The 16263-nt window shown below is 59.4% G+C and carries 14 protein-coding genes and 1 pseudogene; 4 read left to right on the top strand and 11 right to left on the bottom strand.

Features of this window, described 5'->3' with window-relative positions:
- Window positions 1-77 precede the first annotated feature (77 nt).
- On the top strand, window positions 78-830 hold the full coding sequence (locus Q5H33_RS01860; protein WP_021912927.1) for a YdcF family protein: 753 nt from the start codon (window positions 78-80) through the stop codon (window positions 828-830).
- A 31-nt stretch (window positions 831-861) separates the two neighbouring features.
- Here the strand turns inward: Q5H33_RS01860 and Q5H33_RS01865 are convergent, their stop codons facing one another.
- From Q5H33_RS01865 to Q5H33_RS01910, 11 genes and pseudogenes are all read right to left on the bottom strand, one after another.
- Window positions 862-1485, bottom strand: a complete 624-nt coding sequence (locus tag Q5H33_RS01865) for a 3'-5' exonuclease (RefSeq protein WP_011743349.1) — start codon at window positions 1483-1485, stop codon at window positions 862-864.
- 56 nt (window positions 1486-1541) lie between these two features.
- The gene (locus Q5H33_RS08410) at window positions 1542-1787 is read right to left on the bottom strand and encodes a homocysteine S-methyltransferase family protein (RefSeq protein ID WP_011743350.1); all 246 of its coding nucleotides are present in this window, start codon (window positions 1785-1787) and stop codon (window positions 1542-1544) included.
- Window positions 1787-2897: pseudogene (locus tag Q5H33_RS01870) on the bottom strand (amino acid permease); the annotation flags it as partial. The gene Q5H33_RS08410 and the pseudogene Q5H33_RS01870, both read right to left, overlap by 1 nt.
- Before the next feature lie 222 nt (window positions 2898-3119).
- Complete coding sequence (tig, locus tag Q5H33_RS01875) at window positions 3120-4490, bottom strand: trigger factor (protein ID WP_038444595.1); 1371 nt, start codon at window positions 4488-4490, stop codon at window positions 3120-3122.
- Between the two features lie 52 nt (window positions 4491-4542).
- Entirely contained in the window at window positions 4543-5838 is a 1296-nt protein-coding gene (locus tag Q5H33_RS01880) for an HRDC domain-containing protein (RefSeq protein ID WP_038444597.1), read from the bottom strand.
- On the bottom strand, window positions 5831-6463 hold the full coding sequence (locus Q5H33_RS01885; RefSeq protein ID WP_368043733.1) for a DUF3000 family protein: 633 nt from the start codon (window positions 6461-6463) through the stop codon (window positions 5831-5833). The genes Q5H33_RS01880 and Q5H33_RS01885 overlap by 8 nt, the downstream gene beginning before the upstream one ends.
- Before the next feature lie 187 nt (window positions 6464-6650).
- On the bottom strand, window positions 6651-7529 hold the full coding sequence (pflA, locus tag Q5H33_RS01890; protein WP_011743355.1) for a pyruvate formate-lyase-activating protein: 879 nt from the start codon (window positions 7527-7529) through the stop codon (window positions 6651-6653).
- Window positions 7530-7666: 137 nt separating this feature from the next.
- Entirely contained in the window at window positions 7667-10042 is a 2376-nt protein-coding gene (gene pflB / locus Q5H33_RS01895; RefSeq protein ID WP_033499672.1) for a formate C-acetyltransferase, read from the bottom strand.
- A 148-nt stretch (window positions 10043-10190) separates the two neighbouring features.
- A complete protein-coding gene (locus Q5H33_RS01900; protein WP_003810421.1) occupies window positions 10191-10400 on the bottom strand; it encodes a hypothetical protein in 210 nt (69 codons plus the stop codon).
- A 43-nt stretch (window positions 10401-10443) separates the two neighbouring features.
- A complete protein-coding gene (locus tag Q5H33_RS01905; protein WP_038444599.1) occupies window positions 10444-12141 on the bottom strand; it encodes an NAD+ synthase in 1698 nt (565 codons plus the stop codon).
- An 85-nt stretch (window positions 12142-12226) separates the two neighbouring features.
- Complete coding sequence (locus Q5H33_RS01910; RefSeq protein ID WP_035010785.1) at window positions 12227-13375, bottom strand: M20 family metallopeptidase; 1149 nt, start codon at window positions 13373-13375, stop codon at window positions 12227-12229.
- Between the two features lie 131 nt (window positions 13376-13506).
- Between Q5H33_RS01910 and Q5H33_RS01915 the strand changes: the two genes are divergently transcribed.
- From Q5H33_RS01915 to Q5H33_RS01925, 3 genes are all read left to right on the top strand, one after another.
- Entirely contained in the window at window positions 13507-14307 is an 801-nt protein-coding gene (locus tag Q5H33_RS01915) for a Cof-type HAD-IIB family hydrolase (RefSeq protein WP_276349938.1), read from the top strand.
- A gap of 198 nt (window positions 14308-14505) precedes the next feature.
- Window positions 14506-15351, top strand: coding sequence for a MetQ/NlpA family ABC transporter substrate-binding protein (locus Q5H33_RS01920; RefSeq protein ID WP_033499675.1), 846 nt, complete (start codon window positions 14506-14508; stop codon window positions 15349-15351).
- 87 nt (window positions 15352-15438) lie between these two features.
- Window positions 15439-16263, top strand: a complete 825-nt coding sequence (locus Q5H33_RS01925; RefSeq protein ID WP_003810431.1) for a methionine ABC transporter ATP-binding protein — start codon at window positions 15439-15441, stop codon at window positions 16261-16263.

The raw sequence follows: 16263 nt of genomic DNA on the forward strand, positions 1-16263 counted from the left end.
GCACTCTGCGGGAACGATTTCATTACGCTGATACACGGTATGAAGTGATGTAGGACGATGACGACACGAGGCTTGCGATGAAGATGATGCTGCGACGGCTGGCGATTGTGGTGTGTGTTACGCTGGCGTTGCTGTCGGCGGCCTACGCGTTCGCCGTGTTGAGGACGCATTCGGGCACGGGATTTTGGAAGGTCTGGCTGGTTCTCGCCGTTGTTTTCGCATTGCTGGCGATTGGCATCGCATGTCACTGGTGGGCGGCGCTTCCCCGGATCATCAGGGGCGCCATCATCGCTGTGGCGGCCATCGGCATTGTCGCGTTTTGCACAATAGAGGGTTGCATCATCGGCAATATGAACGCTCAGGGCGAACCGGATCTTGATTATGTGATTGTGCTGGGCGCGCAGGTGCGCGAGTCAGGCCCCAGCAAAGCGTTGCGCTATCGGCTGGACAGAACCATCGATTATCTGGAGGAGAATCCGGATACCATCTGCATCGTTTCCGGCGGTCAGGGCCATAACGAGCCGTTCTCCGAAGCGCAGGGCATGGCCGATTATCTGCAGAAGCATGGGATTGCGGAAAACCGCATCATCCAGGAGTCCAAGTCGGAATCCACTATGGAGAACATCGTCAACAGCAAGAAGCTCATGCGGCAGGAGAACGCTTCGGTCGGTATCGTCACCAATGATTTCCACATGTTCCGTGCCTTGCAGATCGCACATGCCAATGGTCTGAAGCAGGCGCAGGGCATCGCGGCAAGTTCCCCGAAGGACATGCTGGTCAACAATATGGTCCGTGAGTTCTTCGCCGAAATCAAATTCCTGTTCTCATAGCCGCCAATCAGCGTTTCAGTGCCCGTCGTCACTACGCAAGATGCGTGCCGCGCGGCAGCCATTCCTTCTTCGGCAGGGTTGCGAATGTGGGCCATTGTTCCGCAGCGGCACCGGCCGCGTCCAGCCGACGTTGGAAGCCGGGCCATTTCGGGTCGGCTTCCAACAGTCGTCCGAGCAGTATGGCGGTGGCGTGAGCGTCGCTTAACGCGCTATGCGCATCCTCGTTGGCAATGCCGAAATACTCGCAGCAGTCGGCGAGCTTGCCCCGTCCGATCAGGGAACGCGACAGTTTCATCGTGCACAGCATGGTGCTTTGATCGACCGGAATGGAAGCTCCCATACGCGAGTATTCCGCAAGTAGGAACCGTGAATCGAACGACACGTTGTGTGCCACGAACACGCGTCCGGCGAGCAGGTCGCGCAGCTCATGCGCGATACCTTCGAAATCGGGAGCATGCAGCAGTTCGCGTGCGGTAATGTGATGCACCCATGAGGCGCCGACACTGCGATCGACATGAATCAGCGTCTCATGCTCGTCTTCGAGCGTACCGTCCGGAGCCACATGCACCAGGCCGATTTCGATGGCCCGGTCGCCTTTTGCGGGACTTAAACCCGTGGTTTCGAAGTCGACTACCGCATATCCTTGAGAATTCATCACACCTGCCAGTATATAGGTCCGGTTAAGGTCCGGTTAGCTATCTCTGCTGCTCGTCAGACGTTCGCCGAAGCGGCATGCGCTATGGTTCGGATATCGTCTGGAGTCGTTCGGCAGCATCCTCCAATGAGTCGGGCTCCCGCGTCGATCCATTGCGGTACCAGATGGGCGAAGGCCGGTTCGGAACCGGTGGGATTAGGCGACCAGGTTTTGGTTTTCGGATCGTAGATGTCACCGTTGTTCGGATACACGATGATCGGCTTGTCCGTAACCTGTCGGATGGCCCGAATTGCTGGAAGCACACGATCACGACGGCCAAACCGGACACGGACACCAATACCAGATAAACCGTGGAAGCGGCCACGACGCTGGACAGCAATGCCAGCAGACCGCCGATCATGCTCAGGCAAAGCGCGGTCATCGGCACTCCCCTGCTATTGGTTTTGGCGATGTTGTGTGGGATCATGTCTTCGTTCGCCAAGGACCACAGCATGCGTGTGGAGGCGTACAACCCGGAGTTCGCAGCCGAAAGAATCGCGGTGAGCACAACGAAGTTCATCACGTCGCCGGCGAAAGGCAGACCAATGGAGTTGAACACCAGCACGAAGGGGCTTTCGTCCACACCGGCGTCCTGCCAAGGAATCAGCGAAGCCATGACCACGATGGAACCGATGAAGAAGATGACGAGACGGAACAGGGTGGTGTGGCTCGCCTTCGGGATGGCTTTGTCAGGATCTTTGGTCTCGCCGGCCGTTACGCCGATCAGCTCGGTGCCGGAGAAGGCGAAGTTCACCGTCAGCATGGTGGTGAACACCGGCATCCACCCGTTGGGGAACAATCCGTCCTTCACGAAGTTCTCGAATAGCGGCGCATGGTCATACCCTTGAATCGGCAGCACGCCGAACACCGCGCAACCGCCTATGAGGATGAACAGCACGATGGCCGCCACTTTGATGAAAGAGAACCAGAATTCGGTTTCCGCGAAGAAGCGCACGGAAAGCGCGTTCGAGGTGAAGATCACCACGATGAACAGGGCACTCCAAATCCATACCGGCGTGCCGGGGAACCATTTGCGCAGATAAGTCCGGCAGCGGTGAATTCGGACCCCAATGCGACCGTCCAGGTCAGCCAATACAGGATTGCGACGGTGAAGCCTGTTCCAGGACCGATGAATTTGGTCGCATACACATGGAATGAGCCGGTTTCCGGCATGGCGACGGAAAGCTCGCCGAGGCTGAGCATGACCAGATACACAATCACCGCGCCGATAGCGTAGGCGATGACCGTGCCCAATGGGCCCGCCTGGTTGTGATGGTGTAGCCGGAGCTGAGGAACAGTCCCGTACCTATCACGCCTCCCAGTGGAATCATGCGGAGGTGGCGTACCTCCATCTTGCGTTTCAAATCGGTATGCGTGGTCTTCGCAGGGTTCTCCCGCGTAGCGTCCTTCATTTGATTCTCCCCTCTATCGTCGGCGGAACATGTCGCCGACGCCTGATTCATAATATTGGTTGCATCATTGAGGAGAGTCGAACCTCCAGTATTTGAGAGAAAAACGAAGAAGGCTGGAATCATCAAAGGATTCCAGCCTTCTTTACGCGTTTGTCAGCGCTTTAGCCTATCGGCGGCAGCGATTCACTCGGCATCCTTGTCGGCGGCGAGCTCGTCGGCCACAGCGGCGGCTGCGGAAGCGGCTTCAACGCTCTCGGACTCTTCGTCTTCAGCGGCTTCGCCGAGGAAGGCGCTCAGGTCCAGGGTCTCGCCCTCGGACTTGAAGGTCACGGCGCGCATGCCGGAGAGCAGGCCCTTGGAGCGGCCGACTTCCTGCACGGCGGAACCGATCTGGCCGTTGCGGATGATGGCCTGGATGAAGGCGTTCGGGTCCATGCCGTACTGCTGGGCGATGGAGGCGAGGAAGTTGAAGACCTCACCCTGGGAGACCTTGACGTCCATGGTCTCGGCGAGCACGTCGAGCACCATCTGGTCGCGCAGTTCCTTCTCCACGGTTTCTTCGGCTTCGGCCTTCTGCTCCTTGGTGGCCTTGGACGGATCCGCGGTCACGTTCTTGAGCTGCTGCTCGACCATTTCGGCCTTGACGCCCTTCGGCACCGGAATCTCGAGGCCATCCTCGAGCTTGGCGATGAACGCGTCACGAGCGGCGGTGGCCTGACGGCCTTCGGCGTCCTGAGCGGCGACCTTCTTCAGGTCTTCCTTCAGCTCGTCGAGGGTGTCGAACTCGGAGGCTTCGGAAGCGAAGTCGTCATCGAGTTCCGGCAGTTCCTCGGCCTTGACGGAGTTGACCTTGACCTTGATCAGGGCCTTCTCGCCTTCGTGCTTGCCGGCCTCGAGGGTGCCTTCGAAGCTGGTTTCCTCACCGGCGGACAGGCCTTCGAGGGCCTCATCCAGGCCGTCGAGCATGGTGGCGGAGCCGAGCTCGTAACTCACGCCCTCCTGGGAGTCGACGGTTTCGCCGTCGATTTCGGCGTTGAGGTCGATGTTGGCGTAGTCACCCTTGGCGGCCGGACGGTCGACGCTCACGAGGGTGCCGAAACGCTGGCGCAGGGCTTCCAGACGGTTGTTGATGTCCTCATCGGTGACCTCGGCCTTGGCGACCTCGATCTCCATGCCGTCAAGAGCCGGCAGTTCGATGTCCGGGCGACGCTCAACGGTGGCGACGAACTTCAGCTTGGTCTCATCCTTGGCGGATTCCGGCACGTCCTGAACGTCGATCTCCGGCTGGGCCATCGGGTGGATCTTCTTGGTTTCAAGAGCCTTGGAATACAGCTCCGGCACGCCGTTGTTCACAGCTTCGCCGGCGACGGCACCGAAGCCGATACGCTGGTCGATGATCTTGCCGGGCACGTGGCCCTTACGGAAGCCAGGCACGTTGACCTGCTTTGCGATTTCCTTGCGAGCCTCGTCGAGATACGGGTTGAACTCCTCCGGGTCGACGGTGACGGTGAGCTTCACCTTGGTCGGCTCAAGATTCCTGACGCTGATTTTCACGCTTGCGCTCCTGAAAAATACGGTTCTTCATATTTCTGCCGTTAGGCAACCTCTATATAATAGCGCGACTTACGGACTCTGCAACTAGGGAGACCTGCCAGTCGCGTGCGCCCTGTTCGCTGAGGAATCGCGCGACGTCACGCTTACGAGGTTCGTCCGTCCAGCACAGGTTACGCAAATACTGCGGTTTGATGACGATTTCCACAGGCGTGCGCGTGTCCTCCGCTATCTGGGAGACCGCCTTGCGCACCCTGTTGAGCACTTGCAGACGTTCCGGATACCGTTCCTTCCACACGCGAATCGATTTGGGAGCCGAGGCTGACTGCGATTCATGACGCCGCGCGGCGCCGCCGTCCACGTCCGGCCATTCGCTTGGCGGCAGGGCGAGCGCGTCCTGGATGATGTTCTTCCACATGCTCGGTTTGATTTTGCGTTGAATCGGCGCGTACCGTTCGAACATCTTGTCCTGTTCGGAATCGGTATGGATGCGCACACGTTCGTTGATGGAGCGAATCGAACGGAATTGCGCAGCGTTGTGTGGTTTGCGTTTCGCCACTTCGATGATGGAGCTGTCGGACAATAGCAGGGTCGGCGCGATGTCGTATTCGCGCGCGAGTTCGTCGCGTCGGGTCCATAGCGCGCGGACGATGGCCAGCGCCTGCCGGTCACGCATGACTTCAGTGATGTGCGAGACATGCATCCAGGGAATCAGATGCTCCTTGCGTGGTCCCAGACCTTCTTTGAGCGCGTAATCGAACTCTTCCTGAGCCCATTCCATCTTGCCTTGGCGTTTGAGTTCGGCGCGCATCTTCGTTTCAAGCTCGATGAGCAGTTCGACGTCCAACGCCGCGTAATTTCGCCAGTCGCGGGGCAACGGACGATACGACCAGTCAGCCGCAGAATGTTCTTTGGCAAGGGTCAGTCCAAGAAAATGCTCGGTGACAGCGGCGAGTCCGAATCGTTTCAATCCCAGCAGACGCGCGGCGATTTCCGTGTCGAACAGCCGTTGCGGTTCCATGCCGAGTTCGGCGAATCCCGGAAGATCCTGCAGGGAATCATGCAGAATCCATACCGCATCTCCGACGGCACGGTTGAAATCGTTCCAATCCGCCCCGGCCGCGGCGAGCGCCTGCGGATCGAGCAGGCCGATGCCGGCTCCGTCGCGTTTGAACTGCACCAGCCAGTCCTCATGCCCATACCGGAAGCCGGATGCGCGTTCCGCGTCCGCGGCAAGGGAGCCATGTGAGGAAGCCAGCTCACTGCAATAGTCACGGAATGCCGGCAACGTGTCGATCACGTTGGGCACGCCTTCGCGCGGTTCCGCCAGCAGCTTCGGCTCGTCAGTCAACGGGGTTTTCCTCCTCGGATTGCGTCATGGACCGGAGGAACGACGCCCACTGTCCGACTTGGGAGCCGGCGTCAAGGCCTCCATCGGCATAGTCTAGTGGAGTCCAAGACACCCGGATCTCGCAGCCCACCCTGGGCACGTCGGGGTCATGGCCGAATGCTGTGTTTTGGGTGACTGTGACGGTGCCGGATACATGTTCGGAATCGTTTGGATTGAGACGTTCCATCATCATGTCCCAGTACATGCCCGGAGTCAGGCAGTCGTCCTCCTTGTCGGGCAGTGGCAGGGATGCGAAAGCCACGCAACGCCAGTGGGAATGCCAGTCCTCTCGGAATTTGAGCGAATACAGGATCATGATCCAGCCGGATGCGTATGTTTCATCGCATTCCAACGCGACGCCGATGCCGAAGTTCGCCATGGAATTGGGCACCGGAATCTCACGGTATGTCATGCCTTTCAAACGCCGCATACGGTCCACGGAAAGCACCGCGTTCCAGACTTGGTCGGGAACGCCCTGCGGTCGCATAAGCATGGTCTGTGGGGCTTCGCCGCCCGTATCCGCTCCCTTGCCATCGGCGCGCGCCACGTTGCGCGCATCTCGTGGAAAATCAAAGATGTCTGCCATAGTTCAAGGCTACGACAGAGAAGGTCATTTCGTAGTATTTCGAACCACTTTGCCACGCGTCGAATGTGAAGATTTTTCAGCGTATGAATAAATTGGTCCATGCCATCGATTCAGTCGGTGGCATGGACCAATATGAGACGTTCCGCATATCCAGCGAATATGGGGAAGCCATTGAGAGGACGGGCGTTTAGTACACGGTGAAGCCGTGCGACTGGAACTGCTCGACCACACGTTGTTTCATTGCCGCGGACGGGCCTTTCTGGTCCTCCAACGGGTATGGGATGTTCAGCATGTGCCACTTCGGACGGCCAAGCTGGTGGAAGGGCAATACGTCGATATGTTCCAACGCGTCGCCGAAGGTCTCGCAGATCTTCGCCACGTTCTCGACGTTTTCTTCGGAGGATGTGAGGCCCGGCACGAGCACGAAACGCACCCAGATCTTCTTGCCTGCCTTGGCCAGACGCTGTCCGAAGTCGATGGTCGGCTGCAGGATGCCGCCGGTCACCTTATGGTAGGTCTCCTCATCGCCGGATTTGACGTCAAGCAGGCACAGGTCGATGTCATCCACCATGTCATCGGTGTAGCTCGCCCCGAGGAATCCGGACGTGTCGAGGCAGGTATGCACTCCCATCTGCTTGGCGGCATGGAACACGCGGGACACGAAAGCCGGCTGCATCATGGATTCGCCGCCGGAGAAAGTGATGCCGCCGCCGGTGGCCTTGAATAAATCGGCATACCGCTCGATTTTCTTGACCATGGCTTCGTAGTAGACGGGCTTGCCGTCGCGCATCTTCCAAGTATCCGGATTCTGGCAGTACTGGCAGCGCAGAGGGCATCCGCTCATGAACACGGTCATTCTGGTGCCAGGACCATCCACGGAAGTGTTGATGTCCCACGAGTGCACGAAACCGATATCGCCGCTTTTCAACGCCTTGATGCGGTCGAGACGGTCCAAGCCGATTGGCGATTCGAATCCGGACAGGCCTCCCATCAGCGTCTGGTTGACGTAGTCCTTGGAATCCCTCAGCATGTGTCTGGTCGTGGAACGGAAAATATGTTCAGACATCAATGTCCCCTTTCATCTGCCATCCCAATCATATGGGAAAACGATATGGGAAAAGCGAAAGGGACGAAGCCACGAGCTCCGTCCCTTCGCATTACCGTCGTTTCATGCGGCGGCTTTCATTTGGCTGATTGTGCCGTTCAGTCGACGACAGCGCCCTGGTGGAACGTACGGGAAATCACGTCGAGCTGCTGTTCCTTGGTGAGCTTGACGAAGTTCACCGCGTAGCCGGAGACGCGCACGGTCAGGTGCGGGTACTTCTCCGGATGCTCGACGGCATCCTCGAGCTGCTCCTTGCGCAGCACGTTGATGTTGGCGTGGTACAGGCCGTGGCCGTTGCCGGCGTCCAGGATGCCAACGAGGTTGCCGATACGCTCTTCCTCGTCGCGGCCCAGACCATCAGGGGTGATGGTGTTGGTCAGCGAGATGCCGTCAAGAGCGTCGTTGTAGTCGATCTTGCCGACGGAGAACATGGACGGCAGCATGCCGTGGGAGTCCATACCGTTCTCCGGGTTGGCGCCCGGAGCGTACGGGGTGCCCTTCTTGTGGCCGGACGGGAAGGCACCGGTGGCCTTGCCGTATTCCACATTGGAGGTGATGGTCAGGATGGACTGGGTCGGGACGGCGTCGCGGTACACCGGCAGACGCTTGACCTGGCCCATGACGGTGGAGACGACCCACTTGGCGATGTCGTCGGCACGGTCATCATCGTTGCCGTACAGCGGGAAGTCGCCTTCGGTGCGGTAGCCGACGATCAGATCGTCATCGGCACCTTCGACGTACTCGTTCTCGTGGCCCGGCGTGGTCTTGGCGTCCTTGTTGTAGATCGGGTAGACCTTGGCGTACTTGCAGGCGGACAGGGAGTCGGCCGCGATCGACAGGCCGGACATGCCGCAGCCGAGGGTGCGGTACACTTCCTTGTCGTGCAGAGCCATCTCGATGGACTCGTAAGCGTACTTATCGTGCATGTAATGGATGATGTTCAGAGCCATCACATAGGTCTCGGACAGCCATTCGAGGGCCTTCTCGTAGTTGGCCTTGACCTTCTCGTAATCCAGCGTGCCATCGGCTTCCGGCTTGATCGGGTCGATGACGCCCTTGTCGATGACCTGCATGCCGGTCATCTCGTCGCGTCCGCCGTTGATGGCGTACAGCAGGGCCTTGGCGGAGTTCACACGAGCGGCGAAGAACTGCATCTGCTTGCCCACGCGCATCGGGGAGACGCAGCATGCGATGGCGGCGTCGTCGCCCCAGTGGGAGCGGATTTCCTTATCGGACTCGTACTGGATGGCCGAGGTGTCGATGGAGATTCTGGCGCAGAAGCGCTTGTAGGCTTCCGGCAGCTTCGGATCCCAGAAGATGGTGATGTTCGGCTCCGGGCCAGGTCCGAGGTGCTCGAGGGTCAGGGTGTTGAGCAGACGGAACGAGGTCTTGGTGACCATGGTACGGCCGTCGTCGCCGAAGCCGGCGTCGGACCAAGTCGCCCAGTACGGATCGCCGGAGAAGATCGCGTCGTAATCCTTGGTACGCAGGAAGCGCACGATGCGCAGCTTCATGACCAGGTTATCGATGATCTCCTGTGCGTCGGTCTCGGTAATCTTGCCGGCCTTCAGGTCGCGCTCGAAGTAGACGTCGAAGAAGGTGGAGACACGGCCGAAGGACATGGCGGCGCCGTCCTGGCTCTTGACGGAGGCGAGGTAGCCCATGTAGGTCCACTGCACGGCTTCCTGTGCGGTCTGTGCCGGGCGGGACAGGTCGAGGCCGTACTCGTTGCCGAGGTTGATCAGCTGCTTCAGGGCCTTGATCTGCTCGTCATGCTCCTCACGGAAGCGGATCCAGTGCTCGATCTCCGGCTCGGTGAAGTCGTTGCGGTACGGGATGGAGTCCTTGTCGCGCTGCTTGAACTTGATCAGCGTGTTCACGCCGTACAGGGCCACACGACGGTAATCGCCGATGATGCGGCCGCGGCCGTAGGCATCCGGCAGGCCGGTGAGGATCTTGTTGTGGCGAGCTACCTTGATCTGCTTGGTGTAGACGCCGAAGACGCCGTCGTTGTGGGTCTTGCGGTACTTGGTGAAGATCTTCTTGATCTCCGGATCGGGCTCCTTGCCGGCTTCCTTGATGGCCTGCTCGACCATACGCCAGCCGCCGTTCGGCATCATGGCGCGCTTGCACGGCACATCGGTCTGCAGACCGACAATCACATTGTCGACTTCCGGGGAATCGATGTAGCCGGCCGGGAAGGCGTCGATGCCCGCCGGGGTGTGGGTGTCCACGTCGTAGACGCGCTGCTTGCGCTCCACGGACAGATAGTTGTCGTCCAGATACTTCCACAGGTGCTTGGTCTTGTCGGTGGCGTCAGCCAGGAAGGACTCGTCGCCCTCATATGGCGTGTAGTTCTTCTGGATGAAGTCGCGGACATCAATGTCCTTCTGCCAGTTGCCCTCGGTGAAGCCTTCCCAAGCCTTAGCCTCAAGTTCCTCCTGGGAGACCGCCGTTGCATCAACTGCTGCCATTTCCACTCCTTACTGGGTGTCGGTTGGCGACGCATCGTTACGCCGTCGCTACTTCACGATTGTAACGGCAATCATCTGCGAAAAGCCTGAAAACCACGCCCGAAATTAGTGACATAAATCACAATCGGGCGTGGTTTTCATATGGAATTCACTTTTCGGAAGATGCCGAGCCGTCCGCTGACCAGCGTTTCCATTCGCGGTCCTGTTCCTCCCATTTGAGATTGCGTTCCTGCACGATCTTCCACGCGTCGAGCGCGTCCTCACGGGTTCTGTACGGCCCCATGCGGTGGCTTGCCGGGGAAATCATGCCCAATTCCGGCTGCTCGGTGACGGTGTTGAAATACCACTGCTTTTCCATATCGGCTTCCTTCGGCTCTCGATGTTCTGCTTGCGATCGCCGATTATTCGCGGAATGCGTTGGTGACCGGCAGACGGCGATCACGTCCAAACGCCAGCGCCGTCACCTTCGGTCCCAGCGGATACTGGCGACGCTTCCATTCGGCGCGGTCGACCAATCGCATGACCGTGTCGACGGTCGCCTCGTCGAAGCCGTCGGCCAGCAGGTCGGCGCGGCCATGAGCATGCTCGATGTACATCGCCAATACTTGATCGAGCAGCGCGTATTCCGGCAGCGAATCGGAATCCTTCTGCCCTGGGCGCAATTCGGCGGACGGCGCCTTCTCGATCGAGTTGACGGGGATCATCACACCATCCGGCAGCGGAGTGCCCGCGCTCCCCTGCTCGTTGCCGACGACATGCAGACCGCCGATGCCCATGCCGGCGGCGGCAGCCTTGTTGCGCCAGCGGGAGATCTCCCACACGCGGGTCTTGAGCAGGTCCTTGATCGGCGCATAGCCGCCGACCGCATCGCCGTAGATTGTGGAATAGCCGCATGCCAGTTCGGACTTGTTGCCAGTGGCCACGGCCAGCAGTCCTTTGGAGTTCGAGTAGGCCATGACGATGACGCCGCGGATGCGCGCCTGCAGGTTCTCGGCGGCGACGCCTTCCAGTTCCAGCTGGTTTTGGAAGGAGACGAACAGCGGCTCGATGGGCTGAATGTCATAATGCGCGCCGATATTGCGCGCCAGATCAGCTGCATCGTCCTTGGATCCGTCGGACGAATACATGCTCGGCATGGAGATGCCGTACACGTTCTCGCCGCCCACCGCGTCGGCCGCCATGGCAGCCACGAGCGCGGAATCGATGCCGCCGGACAGTCCCAGGCACACGCCCTTGAAATGGTTCTTGGCCATGTAATCCTTCAGACCCAGCACGCAGGCGGTGTACACTTCCTCGTCCGGATCGGGTTTGGCTGCGATCGTACCGACCTTCTGATGCTCCGCGGACGTGTCCAAGTCGAAGAAGCTCAGATCCTCCATGAACATCGGCGAGCACTCAAGCAGGGTGCCGTCGGTGTCCACGACGAAGCTGCCGCCGTCGAAGACGAGGTCGTCCTGGCCGCCCACTTGGTTCAGGTAGATCATCGGGGCGTTCACTTCGGCCGCGCGGCGCACCGCGAGGTCGAGACGGGTGTCGGTTTTGCCTTCCTCGTATGGCGAACCGTTCATGGTCAGCAGCAGGTCGATGTTCTCCTTGGCGAGTTCGGCCACAGGGCCGCCGTCCTGCCAGATGTCCTCGCAGATGGCCACGCCGATGCGCGCGCCGTTCACGTCGAGCACCATGGATTTGTTGCCGGGGCTGAAGATGCGGAATTCGTCGAACACGCCGTAATTGGGCAGGAAATGCTTGTCGTAGCCGGCCCAGACCACGCCGTCGTGCAGGACGACGAGTCGGTTGCGCGGTTTGGAGGTTTCACGGTCGGTGCCTACAGTGCCGACCACCACATATAGTTCGCCGAGACTGTCGGATGCCAGTTCGGTGGCAAGCCAGTTGGCTTTGTCCCATGCGGCTTTGCGGAAGGTGGCACGCAGTGCGAGGTCTTCGATGGGGTATCCGGTCAATGTCATTTCCGGGAACACGACGACTTGCGCGCCCTGCTGAGCGGCGAGATGCGCGTATCGCATGACCTTGTCGGCGTTGGAATCAAGGTCTCCGACGCAGGTGTCGATTTGGGCGAGTGCGAAGCGAATGTCTGTCATAGCTGCCTAACCTACCGTTGATTTGTTGGATATGTTGTGTTTTTACGATTATGAAAATTGCGATTACGGCGTTCCGCACGTGGCGTCACGACAGTTCGTTGAGCACCGTCAGCGCCGCGTTGGCGTAGAATTCCACGCCGGCTTGCAGCGATTCGTCAAGACCGACGAAGTGCGGGCTGTGCCAATCCGGGCAGCCTTCCTCGCCGTTGGATCCGATGAAGGCGAACACAGGCATGGTGACGGGCATGAAATCGCAGAAGTCCTCCCCCGCCATCGACGGGTGGATGGGTTCGAGCTGGGCGTAATCGCGCACGTTGTCGGCGACTATCTTGGAAAGTTCCGTATCGGAGACGAGCGGATTCTGGAAGTCGTCCCAATCGATGTCGGCGGTGATGCCGTAACCGGCCGCAATGGACTGGACCTGTTGCTTGAAGCGTTTCTCCACCAGTTCACCGTCGGACTTGTGGAAGTATCGTACGGTGCCTTGGAAGCTCGCCTTGTCGGGTACGACGTTCCACACGTGGCCGCCGTGCATTTCGGTGATGGACAGCACGAGCGGATGGAACGGCGATACGTTACGGCTCACGATGGTCTGCAATGCGAGGACCATCGTGGCGAGCGCCTCGATCGGGCCGGTGCCCTTGTGCGGATAGCCGGCGTGTGTGCCGGTGGCGTGCAGGGTTACATGGAATTTCACGCAGCCGGCCATCATCGGTTCGGGGCCGACGGCGATCTGTCCGGGCGCGTAGTTCGGGTTGTTGTGCGCGCCGATGGCGGCTGATACGTCGGCGAGCAGTCCCGCGTCGACCATGGCCTTCGCGCCGAGGCCAAGTTCCTCGGCGGGCTGGAACAGCAGTTTGATGGAGCCCTTGATGTGTTTGCGGCGCTTGGCGAGCCAGAACGCGGCACCGAGCATGTACGACATGTGCAGGTCGTGGCCGCAGCCGTGCATCACGCCGTCGTTGACGGATGAGAACGGCAGACCGGTGTCTTCCTGGATGGGCAGACCATCGATGTCGGCGCGCAATGCGATGCGTGGTCCCGGCTGGTCGCCGCGGATCAGTCCGACCACGCCGGTTTCGAGCGGATTGTTGAGCACTTCGATGTCGTGTGCGCGCAGCAGCTTCTCAATGTAGGCGCTGGTCTCGTATTCCTTGAAGCTGCGTTCGGGGTGCGCATGCAGATAGTGCCTGATTTCGATGATCTCCGGCGTGATTTCGATATGTTCGCTCATGGTTGACGATTGTAGGCACATCCGGCCGTTTTTCCTATTTTCGTGGTCGTGTTCCGTGCCGTGCACGACGTTTTCGCACATATCCTCGTAAGCTGGATACCGGGTTTGACATGGTTTTTCATGGAGGCAGCATGGCTCAGGACATCAAGACGGCGTTTTTCGACATCGACGGCACGTTGACGAGTTTCGTCACGCATGTGGTGCCGCAGTCCACCGTCGACGCGTTGCATGCATTGCAGCGCAATGGCGTGAAGGTGTTCATCTGTTCGGGCCGCGCACCCTCCTACATGGGCGTGGTGCTTGATACCATTCCCGTCACGTTCGACGGCATCGTGGGACTTAACGGCCAGTATTGCACCACGCGCGACGGTCTCGACTACCGGCATCCGATCGACCAGGCCGACGTGAAGCTGATCACCGACTGGCTTGAAACGCATGCCGACGTGGTCGCCAACTATGCGGAAAGCGACTACGGGTATTTCAATCGCACGAACGCCGCATTGGAACGCACGTGGAACAGTCTCGGCAAGACCGCGCCGAAAATCGACATGCATGATCCGCGCGAACGCATCGCAAACCATTCCACGTTCCAAATCAGCCCGTATGTGGACGAGACGATGGAAGCCGAAATCGCCAGCATGTGCAGCAACGTGCGCGGCGTCAGATGGCATCCCGCTTTCACCGATCTGATTCCCGCCGATGGAGGCAAGGCGGTTGGTATGCAGGTGATGCTGGAGCATTTCGGTTGGACGAAAGACAATGCGATCGCATTCGGCGACGGCGGCAACGATGTGGACATGCTACGATTCGCGGGAATCGGCGTGGCAATGGGCAACGCCACCGACGAGCCGAAAGCGGCGGCCGATTACGTCACCGACAGCGTCGACGACGCCGGCATAGCCAACGCGCTTAAGCATTTCGACATTATATGACGGTGTTTCCGCAAGATTATTTACGATTCACAAGTCTGTTTTTCGCATATTCCTGCGGTTTTCGCGCCCTTTATAAATAATTCCGATAAGCGCGCGACGTGTTGCCGTCACAGGTTCCTCTATATTGGTCAATCGTTGGCCCGCAACCGCAGTAAGCATCCGGGCCGTGTAGCGAAATTGAGAGAGAGGAACTCAACCATGCGTAACAAGAAGATTCTCGGCGCACTGCTCGCCGTCACCACGCTCGCGACCTTCGGCCTGGCAGGCTGCGGCAATTCCGGTTCCAACGGTGCCGCCTCCAAGGAGGACGACAAGACCATCACCGTGGCCGCCTCCCCGACCCCGCACGCGGAGATTCTGAACAAGGCGGTCAAACCGCTCGTCGAGAAGGACGGCTACAAGCTGGTCGTCAAGGAGTTCACCGACTACGTGCAGCCGAACACCGCCACCGAGGATGGCGAGGTTGACGCCAACTACTTCCAGCACAAGCCGTACCTCGACAACTTCAACAAGGAGAAGGGCACGCATCTGGTGTCCGTGGAGGGCATCCATTTCGAGCCGTTCGGCCTGTACCCGGGCAAGACCAAGGAGCTGAAGGATCTTCAGGACGGCGCCACCGTGGCCGTACCGAATGATGCCACCAACGAGGCCCGCGCGCTTCTGCTGCTGCAGGATGCCGGCCTGATCAAGCTGAAGGATCCGAAGGACATCAACGCCACGCCGAAGGACATCACCTCCAATCCGAAGAACCTGAAGTTCAAGGAGCTTGAGGCCGCCGTCGTGCCGACCGTCATCAAGGATGTCGACATCGCGGCCCTGAACGGCAACTACGCCATCCAGGCCGGCTTCGACCCGACCAAGGACACGCTAGCCACCGAGAAGGCCGGCGGTCTGGCCGCGAAGACCTACCAGAACATCCTCGTGGTGAAGGAAGGCAATGAGAACACCGCCAAGACCAAGGAGCTCAAGAAGGCTTTGAAGTCCGACGAGGTGCGTGACTACATCAACAAGAACTACAAGGGCGCTGTCGTTCCGGTCTTCTAAGACCCGTTTCGGCAGTAGGAGTTCAATGCCGCAGGTATACTACCCTGCGGCATTCTTGTTATGGAACACGATTAGGAACAGGACATTATGACGATTCAGATCGACCATCTGCACAAAAGCTACGGCAGTGGCGCCGAAGCGCATGAGGTGCTGCACGACATTAACCTGACCATCGATTCGGGTGAGGTCTTCGGCATTCTCGGCTCGTCCGGCGCGGGCAAATCGACATTGGTGCGTTGCATCAACCTGTTGGAACGCCCCACTTCCGGCAAGGTGCTCATCGACGGACGAGACATCACCGGCGTGAAAGGCAAGGAGCTGGCGGACGTGCGCGCCGGAATCGGCATGATCTTCCAGAACTTCAGCCTGTTTCAACAGCGCACCGTGCTGCGCAACGTGACCTTCCCGCTGGAACTCAACCACACGCCGAAAGCCAAGCGTGAGGAACGTGCGCGGTATCTGCTCGATCTGGTCGGTCTGGCTGATCTGGCCGACCGCTACCCCAGCCAGCTGTCCGGCGGCCAGCAGCAGCGCGTGGCCATCGCAAGGGCGTTGGCCAACAATCCGTCCATCATGCTGTGCGATGAGGCCACCAGCGCGCTCGACTCCACCACGACGGCGCAGATCCTCGACCTGCTGCGTCGCATCAACCGTGAACTTAATGTGACGCTGGTCGTCATCACGCATTCGCTGTCCGTGGCACGCAACATCTGCGACCGTGTGGCCATGATAGACGGAGGCCGCATTGTGGAAATGGGCGATACGGAAGCGTTGTTCGCCGATCCGCACAGTGACATTCTGAAGACTTTGATCGCCGACGCGAAGGTGACGAACCATCGGCATACGCACGAAACGGCGGATGGCGCGAAGAATGGGGCGGCCGATGATTCCGCCCAGAAAGAGGTGAAGTGA

It is taken from the genome of uncultured Bifidobacterium sp. (assembly GCF_959020145.1).
GTDB lineage: Bacteria > Actinomycetota > Actinomycetes > Actinomycetales > Bifidobacteriaceae > Bifidobacterium.